General features: G+C 62.1%; 20 protein-coding genes. 9 read left to right on the top strand and 11 right to left on the bottom strand.

All coding sequences use genetic code 11. The features are described 5' to 3' along the window. Positions 1-136 precede the first annotated feature (136 nt). From CCR95_RS07025 to CCR95_RS07015, 3 genes are read right to left on the bottom strand one after another with little or no spacing between them, the layout of a single operon-like run. Positions 137-1,048 carry a DUF1186 domain-containing protein gene (locus tag CCR95_RS07025; RefSeq protein ID WP_201093063.1) on the bottom strand — a complete coding sequence of 304 codons (912 nt, stop codon included), beginning with the start codon at positions 1,046-1,048 and terminating at the stop codon, positions 137-139. A gap of 43 nt (positions 1,049-1,091) precedes the next feature. Further along, positions 1,092-1,994: an archaetidylserine decarboxylase gene (gene asd, locus CCR95_RS07020; RefSeq protein WP_201093061.1), complete on the bottom strand. Its 903-nt coding sequence runs from the start codon at positions 1,992-1,994 to the stop codon at positions 1,092-1,094. Between the two features lie 11 nt (positions 1,995-2,005). Further along, positions 2,006-2,608 carry a hypothetical protein gene (locus CCR95_RS07015; RefSeq protein WP_201093058.1) on the bottom strand — a complete coding sequence of 201 codons (603 nt, stop codon included), beginning with the start codon at positions 2,606-2,608 and terminating at the stop codon, positions 2,006-2,008. Positions 2,609-2,790: 182 nt separating this feature from the next. On the opposite strand from CCR95_RS07015, the gene msrB reads away from it, so the two are divergent. Continuing rightward, on the top strand, positions 2,791-3,198 hold the full coding sequence (msrB, locus tag CCR95_RS07010) for a peptide-methionine (R)-S-oxide reductase MsrB (RefSeq protein WP_201093056.1): 408 nt from the start codon (positions 2,791-2,793) through the stop codon (positions 3,196-3,198). A 40-nt stretch (positions 3,199-3,238) separates the two neighbouring features. Here msrB and CCR95_RS07005 read toward each other — a convergent pair whose 3' ends face one another. After that, positions 3,239-3,886, bottom strand: coding sequence for a hypothetical protein (locus tag CCR95_RS07005; protein ID WP_201093054.1), 648 nt, complete (start codon positions 3,884-3,886; stop codon positions 3,239-3,241). Positions 3,887-4,021: 135 nt separating this feature from the next. Here CCR95_RS07005 and CCR95_RS07000 point away from each other — a divergent pair, with 135 nt between their 5' ends. Continuing rightward, positions 4,022-4,528 carry an ATP-dependent zinc protease family protein gene (locus CCR95_RS07000; protein WP_201093081.1) on the top strand — a complete coding sequence of 169 codons (507 nt, stop codon included), beginning with the start codon at positions 4,022-4,024 and terminating at the stop codon, positions 4,526-4,528. Here the strand turns inward: CCR95_RS07000 and CCR95_RS06995 are convergent. Continuing rightward, positions 4,467-5,165, bottom strand: a complete 699-nt coding sequence (locus tag CCR95_RS06995) for a TetR/AcrR family transcriptional regulator (protein WP_201093052.1) — start codon at positions 5,163-5,165, stop codon at positions 4,467-4,469. The genes CCR95_RS07000 and CCR95_RS06995 overlap by 62 nt on opposite strands. Positions 5,166-5,300: 135 nt before the next feature. On the opposite strand from CCR95_RS06995, the gene CCR95_RS06990 reads away from it, so the two are divergent. Both CCR95_RS06990 and CCR95_RS06985 read left to right on the top strand, forming a co-directional pair. Then, positions 5,301-6,377 carry an efflux RND transporter periplasmic adaptor subunit gene (locus CCR95_RS06990; protein ID WP_201093050.1) on the top strand — a complete coding sequence of 359 codons (1,077 nt, stop codon included), beginning with the start codon at positions 5,301-5,303 and terminating at the stop codon, positions 6,375-6,377. Next, complete coding sequence (locus CCR95_RS06985) at positions 6,374-9,469, top strand: efflux RND transporter permease subunit (protein ID WP_201093048.1); 3,096 nt, start codon at positions 6,374-6,376, stop codon at positions 9,467-9,469. Before CCR95_RS06990 ends, CCR95_RS06985 begins: the two co-directional genes overlap by 4 nt. A gap of 28 nt (positions 9,470-9,497) precedes the next feature. Here the strand turns inward: CCR95_RS06985 and hslO are convergent, their stop codons facing one another. Beyond that, positions 9,498-10,370, bottom strand: coding sequence for an Hsp33 family molecular chaperone HslO (hslO, locus tag CCR95_RS06980; RefSeq protein ID WP_201093046.1), 873 nt, complete (start codon positions 10,368-10,370; stop codon positions 9,498-9,500). Between the two features lie 194 nt (positions 10,371-10,564). Continuing rightward, positions 10,565-11,401 carry a metallophosphoesterase family protein gene (locus tag CCR95_RS06975; RefSeq protein ID WP_201093044.1) on the bottom strand — a complete coding sequence of 279 codons (837 nt, stop codon included), beginning with the start codon at positions 11,399-11,401 and terminating at the stop codon, positions 10,565-10,567. A gap of 270 nt (positions 11,402-11,671) precedes the next feature. On the opposite strand from CCR95_RS06975, the gene CCR95_RS06970 reads away from it, so the two are divergent. The 4 genes from CCR95_RS06970 to CCR95_RS06955 all read left to right on the top strand — a co-directional run bounded on the left by CCR95_RS06970 (position 11,672) and on the right by CCR95_RS06955 (position 14,272). Further along, entirely contained in the window at positions 11,672-12,136 is a 465-nt protein-coding gene (locus CCR95_RS06970; protein ID WP_201093042.1) for a hypothetical protein, read from the top strand. A gap of 73 nt (positions 12,137-12,209) precedes the next feature. Beyond that, positions 12,210-12,482 (top strand): DUF6489 family protein, encoded by a 273-nt coding sequence (locus tag CCR95_RS06965; protein WP_201093040.1) that lies wholly within the window; start codon positions 12,210-12,212, stop codon positions 12,480-12,482. A gap of 74 nt (positions 12,483-12,556) precedes the next feature. Continuing rightward, on the top strand, positions 12,557-13,096 hold the full coding sequence (locus tag CCR95_RS06960) for an Lcl C-terminal domain-containing protein (protein WP_201093038.1): 540 nt from the start codon (positions 12,557-12,559) through the stop codon (positions 13,094-13,096). A gap of 201 nt (positions 13,097-13,297) precedes the next feature. Then, on the top strand, positions 13,298-14,272 hold the full coding sequence (locus CCR95_RS06955) for a hypothetical protein (RefSeq protein ID WP_201093036.1): 975 nt from the start codon (positions 13,298-13,300) through the stop codon (positions 14,270-14,272). On the opposite strand, the gene purN is transcribed toward CCR95_RS06955, so the two are convergent. Together purN and purM are read right to left on the bottom strand one after the other, a co-directional pair. Continuing rightward, positions 14,269-14,916 carry a phosphoribosylglycinamide formyltransferase gene (purN, locus tag CCR95_RS06950; protein ID WP_201093034.1) on the bottom strand — a complete coding sequence of 216 codons (648 nt, stop codon included), beginning with the start codon at positions 14,914-14,916 and terminating at the stop codon, positions 14,269-14,271. The two genes, CCR95_RS06955 and purN, sit on opposite strands and share 4 nt — an antisense overlap. Next, positions 14,909-15,997, bottom strand: a complete 1,089-nt coding sequence (purM, locus tag CCR95_RS06945; protein WP_201093032.1) for a phosphoribosylformylglycinamidine cyclo-ligase — start codon at positions 15,995-15,997, stop codon at positions 14,909-14,911. The genes purN and purM overlap by 8 nt, the downstream gene beginning before the upstream one ends. Positions 15,998-16,112: 115 nt before the next feature. Here purM and CCR95_RS06940 point away from each other — a divergent pair, with 115 nt between their 5' ends. Continuing rightward, positions 16,113-16,670: a CDP-alcohol phosphatidyltransferase family protein gene (locus CCR95_RS06940; protein WP_201093079.1), complete on the top strand. Its 558-nt coding sequence runs from the start codon at positions 16,113-16,115 to the stop codon at positions 16,668-16,670. Between the two features lie 17 nt (positions 16,671-16,687). Here the strand turns inward: CCR95_RS06940 and hda are convergent, their stop codons facing one another. Both hda and wrbA read right to left on the bottom strand, forming a co-directional pair. Further along, complete coding sequence (hda, locus tag CCR95_RS06935; RefSeq protein ID WP_201093030.1) at positions 16,688-17,455, bottom strand: DnaA regulatory inactivator Hda; 768 nt, start codon at positions 17,453-17,455, stop codon at positions 16,688-16,690. Between the two features lie 76 nt (positions 17,456-17,531). Beyond that, positions 17,532-18,119, bottom strand: a complete 588-nt coding sequence (gene wrbA / locus CCR95_RS06930) for an NAD(P)H:quinone oxidoreductase (RefSeq protein ID WP_201093028.1) — start codon at positions 18,117-18,119, stop codon at positions 17,532-17,534. Positions 18,120-18,159 lie beyond the last annotated feature (40 nt).

Below are 18,159 nucleotides of genomic sequence, written 5' to 3'. Positions count from 1 at the left end.
GCGCGCTAAATGTAGATCCAAGCAGCAATTCTGACTCGAATGACGACCGAGCCCTCGCGTCCCGTCGAGCCGGGAGTACGCCGTTTCACGCATCCACTGACGGTCCCGGCTCGGCTTCTTCTGACCGGCCCTTCCGTCAGCGCCCGCAGCATTTCTTGAATTTTTTCCCGCTGCCACAGGGGCAGGGATCGTTGCGACCGACCTTGGGCGCCTTGACCAGAGTTCTTTGTGCGGTCACCGGAGCGGGAGTCGCCGCCTTGACCCGAGTCCCTTGCGAGATCGCCGGAACGGGAATCGTCGTTTTAGGCTCCTCCTCCTTGAAATATGCCCACCAACTCATCTCTGCCACGGTATCTTCGATTGGTCCATGACGAGTCCCTTGTCGTATCGCCTGCTCCTTGCCTTGGGCCATCGACTCCTCAACACTGTCCATCCCGATGTAGAAGGTATCCACCAGATCGTCCGCGAAGGCGCGCTCGATGTCCGGCAAGAGTTCTTCAGGGTAGAGATCGCAACAACTGCTCACCAGCGATCCCCACAGGAAATCCGCGTCGCGTTCCAGCCTGCCATCGAACAAACTTCGGAAATACTCGACGACAGCCTCGCGTTCCAGATCCCCCCAGGCGACGAGCGTGACCAGCACTCGCATGCAGGTGCTTCGCACATACTCGTTCACCTCGCGGTTCTCGATCATGCGCTTGATCGAATCCACGTCGCCGTCGTACAGCGTGGCCAGGATGCGATCCAGTCCGTCCGTCACTACATCGCCAGCCAGATCGAAACACACCTCGCCCGGCGTGGAGAACAGCTTCACCAGCATCGGGTAGGCGGCCCGCTCTCGAAACTGCGCCAGCAGGTACATCGCATACACTTGGAGCATGCCATCCTCGTTCTCCGCGACCATCCACGGATCGTCGGCTGTCTCCTGCAGACAGTCCAAGAGAATCGGCGTCATCGCCTCCCGTTGTTCCATGGCGGCCCGCACGGCCGCCTCGGGAAATTTGCGCTCGTAGATTGAGAGCTGCTGCTTGATGTCCTCGATATTCATGCTCAATAGACTCATGATGAATTTGGCTGACAGTGACCATTTATCAGGTGCGAAGGCTATACGACTGCAAAACCCCAAGCCGCTGACCCAGCCGAACCTGCTGCCCGGGAGCAAGGTTTGACTCCCATTCGATCCGCCCGGGCGGAAAGAGCAGAACCACGGTCGATCCAAGATTGAAGCGGCCCATCTCGGCGCCGCGTTCCAGGCGGATGGGATCGGTATCGTTGCGATGGTCCCAATGCTGGAGCGCGCGCCCCGAGTGCGGCGGCGTGATCGCGCCCGCCCAGACGGTCTCGATGCCGCCGACGAAGATCGCGCCCACCAGCACGAGGGCCATCTCGCCCGCCTCGGTCGCGAAGCGGCAGACCACCCGCTCGTTGCGCGCGAACAGCCCAGGCACGAGCTTGGCCGTGCTGTTGTTGACGCTGAAGAGTCGACCCGGCGCATAAGTCATTTCGGCGAGCGCGCCGGCGAGCGGCATGTGAATCCGATGGTAATCGCTCGGCGACAGATAGATGGTGGCGAAGACGCCGCCATCGAACGGATGCGCCACACCGTTCGCCAGCCCCAGCAGCGCGTCCGCCCCGTAGTCGTGTCCCTTGGCCTGAATCAGCCGGCCCGCCGCGATCCGGCCGATCTGGCTGATGGTGCCGTCCACCGGGCAGAGGACCGCGCGTGGATCCGGATCGAGCGGTCGGGCGTCCGGGCGCAGCGCGCGGGTGAAGAAAGCGTTGAAATGGGGATAGGCGGACAGTTCGGGCTCCACCGCCAGGCTCATGTCGATCCGATAGAGTCGCGCGAATGCGCGAATCAGGAGCGCCTTGAGCGGGCGCCAGCGCACGCGCGCGAGCCGGTGCATCAAGGTTGAAAGCCCGTGCTGCGGCAGGACATGCTGAAGCGCGACGAACAGGCGCTCGCGCGGAGAGGGGGTCGGGTGGTCGGTCATGAGTTTTTAGATCACTGCGGTTCGTGCGCGTAAAAGAGCGCTTTGAGATCCTCGGCCATGGCGGCGCCCGTCTCCGTGTCCGGGAACAGGGCCAGCAGCCGGGCGCCAGGGCCGATGACATAGATCGTCGGTGTTTCGTCGTCCAGCGAACTCAAGGCATCGCGGAGCGGTGCGATCCGCGAGGACTCTCCGCCAAGGATGAAGAGCGAGGTTGCAAGACCGGCGAAGTCGCGCGCCAGCGTTGGAGTCTCGGCGGTCGCGATCAGGACCAGCCGCAGCGCCTGTCCGAGCGCCGCCTGATCGGCGACGCGATTGCGGACATCGATCAGACGCTGCACGGCGAGTTGGCCGGAGGCACGCGAGAGGTCGCCGAAGGCGAGCAGGCTCCAGCCGCTCTCCAGGGTCTTGCGGTCGAACGCGCGTCCGAATGGATCCTTCAGTTGAAAGTCAGGCAGGGTGACGGGCGGTCGCACCAGTACGCCGTCGATGGCGAGCGTTTCCGATGGTTGCTGTTGATAACGATTGCCCCATTGATACCCGAAAATGAAGAGCGAGATGGCGCCCAACACAAAGACGATACGAATCCACAGACGGTGCCGGTTACGCAAAAACATCCGTTTGGTCCTCGAAAAAAAATCGCTTCCGCGGCGTGTTCAGCTTTCGCCCGTGGCTGGACATCGGCGGAACCAGTCCCCATTAAGAAGCGATGGAAGCGATCGCGCAGTATAGGGGCCGCGACCGACGCGGCTCAAGACGACGCTGAATTTTGTCGGATTGGATTCAAGAGAGAAGCGACATGCGCGGGAAAATCGAAAAAACAGAGGCCGAATGGCGGGCGGAACTCACCGGACAGCAATACCACGTCTGCCGCGAGAAAGGCACCGAACCCGCCTTTACCGGCCAATATCACGCCTTCAAGGAGCGGGGCATCTACCGTTGCAGTTGTTGTGGCGAACCGCTGTTCAACTCGGAAGAGAAATTCGATTCGGGTACCGGCTGGCCGAGTTTCTGGCAGCCCGCCGATCCCGATGCGGTCGCGGAGCAGGTGGACGCCAGTCACGGGATGCGCCGCATTGAGGTCGTTTGTCAGGGTTGCGGCGCGCATCTTGGTCACGTCTTCCCGGACGGTCCGCGTCCGACCGGGCTGCGTTACTGCATCAATTCGGTCTCGCTGGCGTTCCAGCCCGAAGCAGAGCGATCCTGAAAAACGCCTGAACCGCATTACCACTGGCGCAGCGTAAGGATCAAGGATCGACGGGATTGGCGGATTCGCCCAAGTCGTTGGACGGGCTGGATTCATCCGGCTGCTGTGTTTCGTCGGTCTTGTCGGCGTTGCCTGGACCGGTTCCCAGCATGCCGAACCTGGGGTTTCCGCCCGGCACCTCGAAGCGCATCTCTGGCCAGATCGCCAGCCCCTTGGCAGCGGACACGGTGCCACCACTCGCCTGATCGATACTCGTGCCGCTTAGCGCGGTGCGCACGATCATCGCGCTTTCGCCGGTAATCCCCGTTAGCTTGCCGGTGCCGCCGGTCAGCGTGAATGTGCCTTTACAGGAGCCCGGCTGACCATTGCAGTTGAACTCGGCATAGACATAATCGCCCGTGGGACTCTCGATCGTGCAGTAGCCGTGGCCCTGCAACTCGTTGCTGAGAATGTGGATAATCTGGGTGGATGGGCAGGTGAAGAGCGCGGCATCGAGCAAACCGTCGCCACTCTCGATGTACATGATGCCCTCGAAGGTGCCGATGAACTGGAGCCGGTCCACGGCAACCTGGAATAATTGGCCATTGGCCTCCCAGGGGGCAAGAATCTTGGCGATGCCGACCTCGGCGGCGAGCGGCTGGGCCAGAATCGAAAGAGTCAACGGCAACGCAAAGATCAGACCGCGCATTGGATGCTCCAAAAGTCGTTCGGTTCAAGAATGTTACACTGACGTCAATTGTAGGCAGCCGGTGTCGTGGCGTCGAATGATTGCCGCGCGAGCGCCGGTCTTTTTTGTCCCGACGGAGCCGGCGTGAGCAGCGGTATGACGCATCCCGAGAACGAATCGGAACCCTTGATGCTGGGCTGGCGCGAATGGCTGTCCCTGCCGGATCTGGGGCTGGGGCCAATCAAGGCGAAGGTCGACACCGGCGCCCGTACCTCCACCCTGCACGCCTTTTATGTCGACACCTTCCAGCGTCGCGGCAAGCTCCATGTCCGGTTCGGCGTGCATCCCTTGCAGCATCGCGCCGATGTCGTCGTGCATGGCGAGGCGCCCGTTTTCGACCGGCGGCATGTCTCCGATTCCGGCGGGCATCGCGAGGAGCGTTACGTGATTCTGACCCGCTTGGCGCTGTCCGGGCGCGCGTGGCCGATCGAGCTGACCCTCGCCAACCGCGAGACCATGTTGTTTCGCATGCTCCTCGGACGCACCGCGCTCGTCGACCGTGCGCTGGTCGATCCGTCGCGCTCCTTCGTGACGGGAAGGATCAAGAATCCCTGGACGCACTATCTTCCGCTGGAGACGCCGGCGCATGCGCCGACAGGATGAGGTCGACGCCGCACTCTATGCGCCGGCGCAGAACCTCGGGGGTCGGCGGCGGACAGCCGCCGATCAACAGCCCGGTCGTCTGAATGCCCTGCCACATGCCCAAAAGCTGTTCCGCCGCCTGAAGACTGTCATGGGGGCGCAGATCGCCGCGCTCCACCGACGCCTCCAGCAGCCGCGCCAATTTCGCGCAGGTGGCCTCGGCGCCTTCCCGATAGATCAGCGGCCCGAGCCAGGGTTGCTGGCCGGCCTGGGTCGCCAGCATGCGTTGCAGGGTGAGAAACTCGTCGCCGGTCAAAAAGTCCATCAGACAAAGACCGAACTCGATCAACGCCTGACGCAGTCCGCCGGGCGTTTTGGGCAAGCCTTCCAGGGCGGCGGTCATGTCGGTGCGCTGGGCCAGGATGACCTTGCGGATCAGTCCCGGCAGATCGGTGAAATGCGCGTAGACGGTGACCTTGGAGACATGCGCGGCGCGCGCGACCGCCTCGATGCTCAGACTCTGAAGCCCCCCGGAAAAGAACAGTGCGCGCGCCGCGGCGAGGATGGCCGCGTGCTTGGTCTCGTCGGGCGGCCGGCCGCGGGCGCGCCGCGGCGGGTCGGATGCGGCGGTCATGCCGGTGGGGTTCGGGTTGCTCATGGTCTGCGGTCAGCGGATTGTCGGGTTGATGTTGGTTGTACGGTAGACGTCGAATTGGCGCAAGATTAGCATTTACTAAACGATTCCGTACAGTAATAATGCATGGGTTCGTCGATCCTTAAGGAGACCAAACCCGTGCGGCCTTTCGCCCTGCCGATGTTCCTGTCGCTGGTCAGTCCGACCCTGTTGTTGCTGTCCGCCTGCCAGCCGGGCGCCGAGGAAATGCCGGAAGCGTTGCCGCCCTGGGTGCTGACGGTTCCCCTCGAAGTGTCCTCCGTCGCGACCTGGAGCCTGACCGGCGCCGTGCAGGCTCGCCATGAGATCCCGCTGTCCTTTCGGATCGGCGGGGAAATCCTGGAGCGCCGCATCGATGCGGGCGACCAGGTCGCGGCGGGACAGTTACTCTTCCGGCTCGATCCCCGCGATGTCGTGCAACAGCGGATCGCGGCCGAGGCGGCCGAAGCGAGCGCCCGCGCCGAGAACGAGAACGCGGAGCGCGAACGCGACCGCCTGGCCGATCTGCTGCAAAAACGACTCGCCAGTCAGCAGGATTTCGAGCGCGCGGCCACCGCCTCGCGCGCGGCCAGCGAGCGTCTGAGAGCCGCCCAGGCAACCCTCGAACAGGCGCTGAACGCGATCGGCTATGCTTCATTGACGGCCCCGACGGCTGGTGTCGTTCTGGAGGCCAACGGTCAGGTCGGGCAGGTGGTGACCGCCGGTCAGACGCTCGCCATGCTGGCGGAAGACGGCCCGCGCGAGGTGGAAGTCCATGTCCCCGAGGATCGGCGCGACCGCTTGCCGAGCCAGGCCATCGCGGAGCCGTTTGGAATCGGGCCGGCACTGACGGCAACCCTGCGGGAGATCGCCGGGACCGCCGATCCGGTCGCCCGCACCTGGCGCGCGCGTTATCGGTTGAGCGAGACGCCCTCCGATCTGGCGTTGGGGACGACCGTGACCCTGCATTTCGAGTCTGGTCCCGCTTCCGAGCCGCCGGCGTTGCGCGTGCCCCTGGGGGCCGTGCTGGAACGCGCCGAGGGACCGCTGGTGTGGCGTCTGGCGGATGGTCATGTCCAACCCGAACCGGTCACTCTGCTCGGTCTTGACGGCGAATATGCAAGGATCCAGACCGCTTTGGCACCGGGCACGCCCGTGGTGGCGCTGGGCGTGAATCGGCTGCAGGCGGGGCAGGCGGTTCGGGTGCGTCAGCCATGAGCGAGCGTCCGCGTCCCGCCGAATCCCGCTTCAACCTCTCGGCGCTCGCCGTGCGCGAGCGCTCCGTGACGCTGTTTTTCATCCTGCTGACGGCTGCCGCCGGTCTCCTGGCCTTTCTGCAACTGGGACGGGCGGAAGATCCGGCCTTTACCATGCGGGTCATGGTCGTGTCGGCGGTCTGGCCGGGGGCGAGCGCGCGGCAGATGCAGGACCTGGTCGCCGATCCGCTGGAGAAGCGCATCTCCGAGGTGGACTATTTTTATCGGGTCGAGACCACCGCGCGTCCGGGACGGGTGGACATGCTGGTGGAGTTCCAGGATTACACCCCGTCTCCGCTCGTACTTGAATTGTTCTACCAGGTGCGCAAGCGCATGCTGGACGAGACGCCAAAGCTGCCGGTCGGCGTTCAAGGTCCATTTGTCAACGACGAATTCTCCGATGTCTATTTCGCGCTCTATGCCCTGTCCGCGCCGGATCTGCCGCCCCGTCTGCTGGTGCGCGAGGCCGAACGCATCCGCGATCGGCTCGCCCGCATCGAAGGGGTACAGAAGGTCCGGGTGCTCGGCGAGCGCCCGCAACGGATCTTCGTCGAATTCGATCCGGCCCGCCTGGCCAATCTGGGTCTGACCGCGGACGCGGTGCGGGAGGCGCTGGATGCGCAGAACCGGCTGCTGCCAGCCGGTCTGGTCGAGACTCAGGGGCCGCGTCTCTATCTGCGTCTGGACAGCGAACTCGACGATCTGGACGCCATCCGGGCGGTGCCGATCCGCGCGGGCGAGCGGCTGATTCGACTCGGCGAGATCGCCGAGGTCAAGCGCGGCTACGAGGATCCGCCCGGTTATCTGATCCGCGCCGGCGGCGAGGAGTCGGTGCTGCTTGGCGTGGTCATGCGGCGCGGCGAAAACGGCCTGGATCTGGGCGCGCGCCTGGCCGAGTTCACGGCCAGCCTGGAGACCGATTTGCCGCTGGGGATGCGGTTCTCGCCGATCACCAATCAGGCCGACGCCATCTCGCACGCCGTGGAGCTGTTTCAGCTCAAATTTCTGGTTGCCGTCGGCGTGGTGATGCTGGTGAGCTTCGTGGCACTGGGCTGGCGCGCCGGGCTGATCGTTGGCATCGCCATTCCGCTGACCCTGGGCCTGACCTTCCTGCTGATGTTGATTCGTGGCGTCAATCTGGACCGGGTCACGCTCGGTGCGCTGATTATCGCGCTGGGTCTGCTGGTGGACGACGCCATCATCGCCATCGAGATGATGCTGGTGAAGATGGAGGAGGGCTGGGATCGACGGCGCGCCGCCGCCCATGCCTGGACAGTCACCGCCGCGCCCATGTTGAGCGGTACGCTGGTGACGGTCGTCGGCTTCGTCCCTATCGGTTTCGCGCGCTCCGGCGTGGGCGAATATGCCGGCAATATCTTCTGGGTGCTGGCCTTCGCGCTGCTGGTCTCCTGGCTGGTGGCCGTCACCTTCACGCCCTATCTGGGCACGGTTCTGCTATCCCCGCCCAAATCGACCGACGTCGCCCCCGAGGCGCTCTACGATTCGCGCCTCTACCGGCGGCTGCGCGCGCTGATTCGCGGCTGCGTGCGCCATAAACGGCTGGTGGTGGCGGCGACTTTCGGTCTGCTGGCGCTCTCCATCGCCGGGCTGGTTGGCCCGGTGCAGAAACAATTTTTTCCGAGTTCGGACCGCCCCGAAGTGCTGGTCGACATCTATCTGCCGGAGGGCAGCGGAATCCGTGCCACGACGGCGGTGGCCGAGCGCGTCGAGGCGACCCTCAAGAATGCGCCCGGCGTGCGCTCGCTCTCCAGCTATCTGGGCGCCGGTGCGCCGCGCTTTTTCCTCGCGCTCAATCCCGAGCTGTCCAATCCGGCCTTCGCCAAGCTGATCGCGGTGGCCGAGAGTCCGGCCACGCGCGATACGCTCATCGCCCGACTCCAGGCCCAGGTGGACGCGGGCGAGTTTCCCGAGGCGCGGGTGCGGGTCCACAAACTGCTCTATGGTCCGCCGGTCATCTGGCCGGTGAGCTTCCGGGTGGTGGGGCCGGATCCAGTGACCCTGCGGCGGATCGCCGACCAGGTGCGCGACCGGGTCGCCGCCCATCCCAACGCGCTGGATGCCCATCTGGACTGGGGCGAGCGGGTGCCGGTGGCGCGGCTCGCGCTCGATCCGGACCGTCTGCGTCTGATCGGCCTGACGCCCCGCGAACTCGCCCAGCAATTGAACGATGAGCTGTCGGGTCTGGTCGCGACCGAGATTCGCGAGGATGTGCGCAATGTTCAACTCGTGCTGCGCGGTCGGGCGGGCGAGGCAGTTCGCCCCGGCGCCCTGGCGGACATCAACCTCAAGACCCAGAACGGGCGCAATGTCCCACTGGCCCAGGCGGGTACGCTCTCCATCGAGTTCGAGGATCCGGTGCTCAAGCGTTACAACCGCGATCCCTTCATCGCCGTGCATGCCGAGGTCGCGGGCGCCCAGCCGCCGGACGTGACCCTGGCGATCTGGAACCAGCTCGAAGCGCTGCGGGCACAACTGCCGGACGGCTACCGCATCGACATCGGCGGCGCGGTGGAGCAGTCCGGCAAGGCCGATGCCTCCATCCAGCGGGTACAGCCGATCATGCTGGTGCTGATGCTGACGGTCATCATGCTGCAGATGCGCAGCTTTTCCGGCACCGTCATGGTGGTCGCCACCGCCCCGCTGGGCGTTATTGGCGCGACCCTGGCCCTGCTGATCGCGGACAAGCCCTTCGGATTCGTCGCCCTGCTGGGGTTGATCGGTCTGGCCGGTATCCTGATGCGCAACACCCTGATCCTGGCCAAGCAGATCGAGGACAATCTGGGGCAGGGCATGGAGTCATCCGCGGCCGTGGTGGAAGCGACGGTCCGACGGGCGCGACCGGTGATTCTGACCGCCGCCGCCGCCGTCTTCGCCTTCACGCCGCTGACCACCGATACCTTTTGGGGGCCGCTCGCCTATGTACTGATTGGCGGGATCATCGTCGGAACCGGCATCACGCTGCTCTTCCTACCGGCGCTCTATTCGCTTTGGTTCCGGGTCAGGTTGGCCAAGTCGAATGAAACGGATTCCTGAGCGGGAGCGCGCAAATTCAAGGAGAACGCTATTGCCACGCGACGGGTGGCGTGTGATGGGTATGCTCGGCGAAGAGTTGGCGGGCGTCCACCCTGTCCAGGCGATACTCGCGATTGCAGAATTCGCAGTTGACCTGGATCGCGCCCTGTTCGGCGAGGATCTCGTTGACTTCGACCTCGCCCAGTAACCGGATCACCTCCTCGATGCGCGCCCGCGAACAGCCGCAACGGAAGGCGAGGGGATCCGGTTCGAACAGGCGCACCGGCTCTTGATGGAAGAGTCGGTAGAGCAGTTGGCCGCCAGGGAGATCGATCAGTTCCGCCGGCGTCAAGGTATCCGCGAGCAGGCAGATGCGTTCCCAGTCCTCGTTGCCCAGGCTGTCGCTCGGGAGCCGCTGGAGCAGCAGGCCGGCGGCGCGCCGGTCGGTCGCCGCGAGCCACAAGCGGGTCGGAAGTTGTTCGGAATCGCTGAAATAGCGTTCGATGGCCGCCGACAGATTGCATCCTTCGAGGGGGACGATGCCCTGATAGGGTTCGCCCTGACGACGTTTGATAGTCAACACGAGACGCCCCGGGCCGAACAGGTCGGTCAGTTCGCCCGTCGCGGGCACGTCGTCCACCCAGGTGGCGAGTCCGCGTACCGTGCGTTCATGGGTCGCCTGGGCAACCAGGGTTCGCATGGGTCCAGTACCCTGAGCTTGCAGGATGAGCGATCCGTCGAACTTGATGGTGGCGGCGAGCAGCGCGACCGCGGCCAGCGACTCGCCGAGCGGACCGCGCACGCTGTTCGGGTAGGCGTGGGTCGCCAGCACCGCGCGCCAACTGGCGTCCAGATGCACCAGGTTGCCGCGAATGCCGGTGTGCTCGAACAGAAAACGCGAGAGTGAATCGGAGTCGGTCATTCGAGTGGTCAGTGGTTAGTGGTTAGTTCTTCGCTGCCCAGGTTCCGAGACCGGGACATCCTCGTTGTCGTTGTCGTTGTCGTGATCGTTGTCGTGATCGTGGTTTCGATATGGCGAATGTTCGATTACGACAACGACAACGACCTGAGACGGTCTTGGGACTTTCGCACAGCTGCACGAGTGGCCAGTGCTCGTCAGTCCAGTGCCGCGAGGAATTCCGCGACGGCGGGTTCCAGCAGGCGTTCGCCGGTCAGCACGGCCGGTTCGTAGTCCCGGCGCCAGCGCGGCATCAGGAGGCTGGCCCGGCGCCATTCCTCGAACAGGATGCGGGCCAGCGGTCCACCTTCGTCGATGAATCCGGAATTCCGGAAGTCCCGTTCGGCCCGCGCGCGATCATACTCGAAGCGGACGATCTCCCAGCGCCAGCGGCCGGCGCGCAGTTCCAGCAGGGCATAGCTGCCACGCGGGTCGCCATCGAAGGGTGAGCCGACCGAACCGACGTTCAGGATGGGCGTGCCGTCGAGCACGCGCTCGAGCGGGCGGTGCGTGTGGGCGGTGACGAACAGCGCGATATCCGGGGGCAGGGCACCCCGCAGATCCTCGTCCGGGACATTGAGCGAGATGCCCTGACGGTTGCTGGCCATGGTGCCATGGGTCACGTGGACCCAGGTGTCGTCGCGGCCGCCGTGGAAACACAGATGGTCCGGCCAATCTTCCATCGCCGCGATTCTCGGTTGAAGTTGGCGATAGGTCCAGTCGGCGAAGCGCCGCATCTGTTCCTCCAACTCGGTTTTAGGCGCCTCGCGGGCGCAACGCAGGATCCAGGTCTCGTGATTGCCCTGGACCGGGAGCCAGCCGCGCTCCCGGCGCAGTTGGTCGAACAACTCCAGGCAGCCCAGGCTGGTGGGGCCGCGGTTGACCAGATCGCCGGCCATCACCACCAGGTCCGGATTCCAGGCGAGGATCCGCTCCACCGCCGTCTCCATGGCGGGAAGGTTGGCCTGCACATCCGAAAAGATTGCGACCTTCATGATTGGATTTCCATTACGTGGCAATATCGACACCATACCGGGATCGGGCCGGGAGGAGAACTCGAATCGCTGACGCTGATCCCTTGATCGGTGGGGAAGATGGCGAGATCGAGGATCACTGACATACTGCTGACTCCAGGTTGACGTGACGAGAACCATCCTGGCCGGACACCGCACGTGGGATTGCCGCGTCCGGGTCGCCGGTCGTAGACTTAGACCATGTGAAATGTATGATTGAAATGGCCCAGCGGCTTGGGTTCGAAAGCGATTATGACACCAGAAACCGACGATGCCACGGAACCGGATTGGGACACGCCCCTGTCGCTGACCATCACCCCGGCCTTACTCATCCATTCGCTCATGGGCACGGCCACTGCGGTCCATACGGGTTGGACCAGTTGTATCGACGATACCCTGCTGTTATCCAATCTGGTCGCCATGGACGATCACGCCGGAAACTATATTCGTCTTGCCGAGCAGGAATTCGTCGAGGAGGATCAACCTGAAACCCTCTGGCATGACTGGACCCTGGAAATTCGAATCGGGTCGCTGCTGACCACGGGTCACTGGCAATGCCCGTCCACGTCGCATCCCTCCGAGTGGGACTGGACCGCGCGCGAGGCATCGCGCGCCTTCGAGCGGGCTTGTACCCTGATTGGCCGGCGGGTTCGTCGCGCCATGACGATCGAGGAACCGACGCCAGCCGAACCGGTTGCGCGCGCCAGCCGTCATTGAGGCACGGCCAGAGAGTCGAAAAGAGTCGTTGAACACAGCCGCGGCCTGTTGCCGTGCCCCTCGGGAGAGCGCTATGAAGGTGACCGTCGATTTCGATATTACCCCGGACGAGGTTCGTAAATTGTTTGGCTTGCCGGATGTGGAGGCGTTCCAGCGCCAGATGATGGATGATATCCGCGAACGCATGATGTCCGGAGCCGAGGGCTACGATCCCATCAAGTTGTTCCAGCCCTATATGGCGGGGACCATGGCTTCCTGGGATCTGTTCCAGAAAATGCTAACGAACGTCGCCGGCATATCCGGTTCGACTGCGGCGGCGCCGGAAGCGACGACCGGGAAGAAGTAGCCATTCCATCTTTCAACCGCGTTTCACCGCTCGGTGCTGGTGATCGCGAAGCCGGGGATCGCACGAAACAACCCATGTCATGCTGGACGCGGTTTAAACAGGCCCGCTTGCTCCTGGCATTGCCGTTGCTTATTAGCATGTCGGCGGTTGTTCCGAGCTGTTTCGCTCAGACCTGTCTCGACGATCTTCCGGTCATGCGGCCGGATAGCCGTTTTGTCGCCAACCGGGATGGCACGGTGATCGACCGTACGACTGGCTTGATGTGGAAGCAGTGTACCGAGGGGTTGAGCGGGGTCGGTTGCGTCGTTGGCGATGCTTTGCCGTTTAAATGGAAGTGGGCCGTTCGGCAGGGCCGCGACGCCGTCTTTGCGGGTTACTCCGATTGGCGCCTGCCGGATCAAACTGAGTTATCGTCCTTGCTTCAGCGTCGCTGTTATGGTCTTGATATCGACGCTGTCAATTTTCCGAATACCCCGCCGGACCGTTTCTGGTCCTCAACGCCATCGAGCTATTACCCGGGTAGCGCCTGGACCCTGCACTTCGGCCACGGTGCCGTCGACTATGGCACGCGGCGCGATTCCGCCTATGTCCGTCTGGTACGCGATCATCTTTAGCCAACGTTCGTTGGTATTAGGCTTACGCCCAGTCCGTCGAATTGCAATAAAAAGCTTGGATTGTCACGCGGCGATCATCGGTCGCGATTGCGTCCGGGCTGAGTAATTACACGGATAAAAAATCTCATTCAAACAAATTACACTTGGAGTGGTGGATCGTGGATATGTCGCCATATGCCAACTCATGTAAGGATGGTCTGCATGAATATTCAAAAAAAATTCTCGACGCAGTCCGTTGTCGTCAGTGTCGCGTGCGTTATTTATACGACCGTTGCGCTGACTTGGGAGGGCGATGAATGGGGAGTGATCACGAGATCGCAAATCCATGATGAAGCGGCAGCCATGATTGACTTCAAATGGACCCCGAATAAAACAATCCAGAACTTTGGATATGACGCGATCTATTATACTTTTTGGAAAGGCGTCTATTATTCAGGAGAGGCGTACAGTTCGGGATTCGAGGAGAGCGATGACTATCCCCCGGAGAATAAAACGGAATTTCTTGACGCAGTTGCAACCACTGCTGGTGGACAAACGGAATTGGGAAACGACTGCTCCGGATTCGTGAGTATCGCCTGGAAGTTGCCCATGCGGTATTTCACCGTCGATTTCGAGGGGGACGCAACGACTGATGGCGACTATGTCACTTGCCTTGGCAATCAGGGAACGGGGCAAAACGTCGATCTACGTATTGGCGATGCGCTCAATCGAAGCGGCGTTCACATTGTCTTGTTCAAGGCAAGAACGGCATCCGGGATTCTCGCGATGGAACAGACGCCTCGAACGGCGCGTTATAGAGAGTGGAGCTGGTCGTCATTAAAAAATTACAGGCCGGTGCGTCGGCATTCGGTCGACGAGAATGCCCCTCCGACATTCTGTCCAACCCCTGCATTGGCATTAAATGTCCGCTTGGGCGGAAAAAAATTTTTTTCCGGAATGGCGCGGGATGAGAAGGGGCTCAAACAAATCGTTATGAAAGTGAGCGGGCCTAAAGGGATAGGCCTTCTCGGTTTTCGTAAAACGATCATTGGTGTCAATCATGATTTGTCAAATTATTATTTTGACAGCAATGATCCCGCCTACTCTGGCCTAAAAGGGTTATACAACGTAACGCTGAAGGTGTTCGACACCGAAGGGCAGCTGACGACGCAAACTTTTTCGATCAATGTTCTTTAAATGAGGCATGGTTTCTCCATTGGCTTGCCATCCAGCCAGGGGCGTCCGTCCTCGCCGAATTCCAGGCGCCCTTCCGCAAACCAGCGCACGACGGCAGGATAAATGAGGTGTTCCTGTTCGAGGACGCGCGCCGCGAGGGTCGCGCTGTCGTCCTGGGGTAGCACGGGTACTTCTGCCTGAAGGATGACAGGCCCCCCGTCGAGTTCGGCGGTGACGAAATGGACGCTCGCGCCATGCCGTGTCTCGCCTGCGTCCAACACCCTCTGGTGGGTGTGCAAGCCACGAAATTTCGGCAGCAGAGACGGATGGATATTGAGCATCCTCCCGTGGTAGTGGGTGACGAATTCGGGGGTTAAAATTCGCATAAAGCCCGCCAGGATGACGAGTCCAGGATCGTAACGATCGATCAGACGCTTGAGATCCTCGTCATAGGCATGGCGATTGGAGTAGTCGCCGTGCCCCAGAATCTCCGATGGAATCCCGTGGCGCCGAGCACGTTCGAGTCCTGGGGCGTCCGCCCGATTGCTGACGACAGCGACGATGCGAATCGGCAGACCCTGTCTCTGGGCGTCGATCAGGGCTTGCAGGTTGCTGCCGCCGCCCGAGATGAGCGCGACGATCTTGAGCCGCTTGTCTTCAGGCATTCATGCTCCCGCCACGGTAGATGACCTCGGGCTCGCCTTCGCTGCTTTCAATATGGCCTAGCACCCATGCCTCTTCGCCGGCGGTCTGGAGCCGTTCAAGCGCTATTTGAACATCATTGGGTGCGACGCAGACGATCATCCCGACGCCACAGTTGAAGGTACGGAGCATTTCGGCGTTGGAGATGCCACCCTCGTTTTGGATCCAGTCAAAAATGGGCGACGGGCGCCAAGTGTCCAGATCCACATGCGCGCGGGTACCGTGGGGCAATACTCGCGGCAGGTTTTCGGTCAGCCCGCCACCGGTGATGTGCGCGAGCGCATGGACCGGCAGTGCGCGTGTGAGAGGAAGCACCGAGCGAACATAAATCCGCGTCGGCGCCAGCAACCGGTCACCCAGCGAAGCCCCATCGAGATCTTGGGAAAGCCGTTGCGCGAGCGTTCCGGCCGAATCCGCTCCACTGACCTCGATCACCTTGCGGATCAGCGAGTAACCGTTCGAGTGGGGACCCGATGAGCGGATCCCGAGCAGGACATCGCGTGGAGCGACCCGCTCGGGTAAAATCAGCTCCGCTTTCTCGGCGATACCGACACAGAATCCCGCCAAGTCATAGTCGCCGTCACTGTAGAGCCCGGGCATTTCAGCGGTTTCGCCGCCGGTCAGAGCGCAGCCTGCCAGCTCGCAGCCGCGGGCAATGCCGGCGATGACCGAGGCGGCGACCTCCACGTCAAGCCGACCGGTGGCGTAATAGTCGAGAAAGAACAGCGGTTCGGCACCGCTGACCAGGATGTCGTTTGCGCACATGGCGACCAGATCGATGCCGATGCTATCGTGTCGCCCAAGCTCGATCGCCAACTTGAGCTTGGTGCCAACGCCATCGGTACCCGAGACGAGGATGGGTTGGCGATACTCCGCCAGTGGCAGTTCGAAGAGTGCGCCGAAGCCGCCGAGTCCGGCGATGACTCCCGGGCGAGCGGTTGCGGCGGCGAGCGGCTTGATGCGCTCCACAAGACGGGCGCCGGCGTCAATATCGACGCCAGCGTCACGATAGCTGAGTGAAGTTTGGCGAAAGTCCTGCGACATGGTGGCTCCAGGGATAGGTTGATAGGACGATTGTATACCGAGATGCTTGGACAGCTGGCGGATGCCTGGCTAGGATCTTGGAAACCAGTCATTGCATAGCGTCAAGGTTCTGTTCGTGAAGCTCAAAGATCTGCCCAACATCATTAGCGTCCTGCGGCTGATCGCCGTGATCCCCGTGGTTTATCTGCTGCTCGTGGATGAATTCGGTTGGGCATTGGTCTTGTTCGCCGCCGCTGGCGCCTCGGACGGTCTTGATGGCTTTCTGGCCAAGCACTATGGTTGGCAGAGTCGGCTTGGAGGCATCCTGGATCCACTCGCGGACAAGACTCTGCTGGTGTGCTGTTTTCTGGTTTTGGGCGCCCTTGGCTTAATTCCAATCTGGTTGGTCTTGGCGGTGGTCTTCCGGGACTTGGTGATCGTCGGAGGCGCTGTCCTCTACAATTATCGGGTCGAGGAGGTTGAGGCCGCGCCGCTTCCAATCAGTAAGCTCAATACGCTGTTACAAATCCTGCTGTTGGTGGCGATTATCATGGATGCGGGTCCCTATCCCCTACCGGTGGGTTTGTTGCCGCCACTGATCTGGGCCTGTTTTCTCACGGTCGCGGTCAGTGGCTTGCAGTATGTCTGGATCTGGGGCCGTAAGGCGATACGCAGTGGATTGAAGGAAGATTAAGCCGCGCCATGATGACATTATTCGTCTCTGGCATCAGCCGCGCTTGAGCCAGGCGGCGACAGAGTCGGCTCGGTTTTGACGTCTCCCCGCATGGCGCGTCGGATGAGCGGAATCGTCGGTTGGCGTTGTTCGCAAAGGCTCAGGCTATCGATTTGTGCAACCAGCGTTAGTAGAGACGCTGGATCGCGGGCGTGGTAATTCATGATGTAACGCACCTGTTGGTCGTTCAGATCCATGCCGCGGCGATGGGCCGATTCGATCAACAGTTGTTCGCAGTCCGCATCCGTGAGAGGTGTCAAGCAATACCGAGGCCCCCATTGGAGACGCGAACGCAGATCGGGAAGTCCCAATGGGAGTGCGTCCGGAGCCGATTTGGCCGCGGCGAGAAGGTGGCGGCCTTTTTCTCGCATCCGGTTGAACAGATCGAAGAGGGCGTGCTCCCAAACCGCGTCGCCAGCGATGGTTTGCACATCGTCGATCGCTACCAGATCGAGTCGCTCCAGATCCTCGAAGAGGATCGGTTCCAGGCCTGCGGCTCCCAATGGAACAAAGTGTGTCTGCCGACCTTGCTCGGTCGCTGCAATGCAGGCGGCTTGCAACAGGTGGGTCTTGCCAGTACCGGTGTTGCCGAACAGGAACAGGAAGGGCTCGCCAACGCCTGCCGCCATGGCCGAAACGAGGGCGACGGCTTCCGCATTGGGTCCCGATAGATATTCGCTCAGGGTCGGTTCCCTGACCCATTCGAGCGGGAGATGGAGTTGCTGAAGGGTGGCGTTCAAGACCATGCGACCCGCTTGGAGATGCCTAACGATGCCAATTCATGTTCAGGGTTTCATGCTGCACGCGAAGGTTCACGTAGGGTTAGGCTAACCTGACCGCCGTTTCGGCCAATCGTTTCCCCAGCGCGCGACAGAGTCGCCGCTCCTCGTCGGTGATGGGGAGATTGTTCTCGGGACCGGCCAGATGCGACGGTCCATAGGGTGTCCCGCCACTACGGGTATGTAAAAGATCCGTTTCGCTGTAGGGCAGCCCCAATAACAGCATGCCGTGATGTAGAAGAGGCAACATCATGCTGAGCAGTGTGGTCTCCTGTCCACCATGCAGACTGGATGTGGAGGTGAAAACGCCGGCGGGCTTGCCGGCAAGGGCGCCAGCCAACCAGAGACTGCTGGTTCCATCCAGGAAATATTTGACGGGTGCAGCCATATTCCCAAATCGGGTTGGACTCCCGAGCGCGAGTCCGGCGCAGTGACGCAGATCCTCGTGCTCCGCATAGGGTGCTCCGCTGGTTGGGATGTTGTCCTCGGCGGCCTCGCACACTGTTGAAACCGCGGGCAGGGTGCGCAGGCGCGCCTCCATGCCGCCGGACTCGATGCCGCGGGCAATCTGTCTCGCCATTTCCGCTGTGGCACCATGGCGGCTGTAGTACAAGACCAGTATGTAACTCATAATTCTGTCTGATCACGTCTTGAGTCTATTGAAGGTGGAA

The sequence above is a fragment of the Thiocystis minor genome (genome assembly GCF_016653465.1).
GTDB lineage: Bacteria > Pseudomonadota > Gammaproteobacteria > Chromatiales > Chromatiaceae > Chromatium > Chromatium minus.
The sequence above is the reverse complement of the archived record's forward strand: the minus strand, read 5'-3'. Positions and strand labels throughout refer to the sequence as shown.

Coding starts and splice junctions, on each gene's coding strand:
- CCR95_RS07015 (WP_201093058.1), bottom strand. CDS start 2,608: ATGTTTTTGCGTAACCGGCACCGTCTGTGGATTCGTATCGTCTTTGTG.
- purN (WP_201093034.1), bottom strand. CDS start 14,916: ATGCCTGAAGACAAGCGGCTCAAGATCGTCGCGCTCATCTCGGGCGGC.
- CCR95_RS06970 (WP_201093042.1), top strand. CDS start 11,672: ATGACACCAGAAACCGACGATGCCACGGAACCGGATTGGGACACGCCC.
- CCR95_RS06960 (WP_201093038.1), top strand. CDS start 12,557: ATGTCATGCTGGACGCGGTTTAAACAGGCCCGCTTGCTCCTGGCATTG.
- CCR95_RS06965 (WP_201093040.1), top strand. CDS start 12,210: ATGAAGGTGACCGTCGATTTCGATATTACCCCGGACGAGGTTCGTAAA.
- purM (WP_201093032.1), bottom strand. CDS start 15,997: ATGTCGCAGGACTTTCGCCAAACTTCACTCAGCTATCGTGACGCTGGC.
- hslO (WP_201093046.1), bottom strand. CDS start 10,370: ATGACCGACTCCGATTCACTCTCGCGTTTTCTGTTCGAGCACACCGGC.
- CCR95_RS07025 (WP_201093063.1), bottom strand. CDS start 1,048: ATGAATATCGAGGACATCAAGCAGCAGCTCTCAATCTACGAGCGCAAA.
- CCR95_RS07005 (WP_201093054.1), bottom strand. CDS start 3,886: ATGCGCGGTCTGATCTTTGCGTTGCCGTTGACTCTTTCGATTCTGGCC.
- wrbA (WP_201093028.1), bottom strand. CDS start 18,119: ATGAGTTACATACTGGTCTTGTACTACAGCCGCCATGGTGCCACAGCG.
- CCR95_RS06975 (WP_201093044.1), bottom strand. CDS start 11,401: ATGAAGGTCGCAATCTTTTCGGATGTGCAGGCCAACCTTCCCGCCATG.
- CCR95_RS06995 (WP_201093052.1), bottom strand. CDS start 5,165: ATGAGCAACCCGAACCCCACCGGCATGACCGCCGCATCCGACCCGCCG.
- hda (WP_201093030.1), bottom strand. CDS start 17,455: ATGGTCTTGAACGCCACCCTTCAGCAACTCCATCTCCCGCTCGAATGG.
- msrB (WP_201093056.1), top strand. CDS start 2,791: ATGCGCGGGAAAATCGAAAAAACAGAGGCCGAATGGCGGGCGGAACTC.
- CCR95_RS07000 (WP_201093081.1), top strand. CDS start 4,022: ATGACGCATCCCGAGAACGAATCGGAACCCTTGATGCTGGGCTGGCGC.
- CCR95_RS06985 (WP_201093048.1), top strand. CDS start 6,374: ATGAGCGAGCGTCCGCGTCCCGCCGAATCCCGCTTCAACCTCTCGGCG.
- asd (WP_201093061.1), bottom strand. CDS start 1,994: ATGACCGACCACCCGACCCCCTCTCCGCGCGAGCGCCTGTTCGTCGCG.
- CCR95_RS06955 (WP_201093036.1), top strand. CDS start 13,298: ATGAATATTCAAAAAAAATTCTCGACGCAGTCCGTTGTCGTCAGTGTC.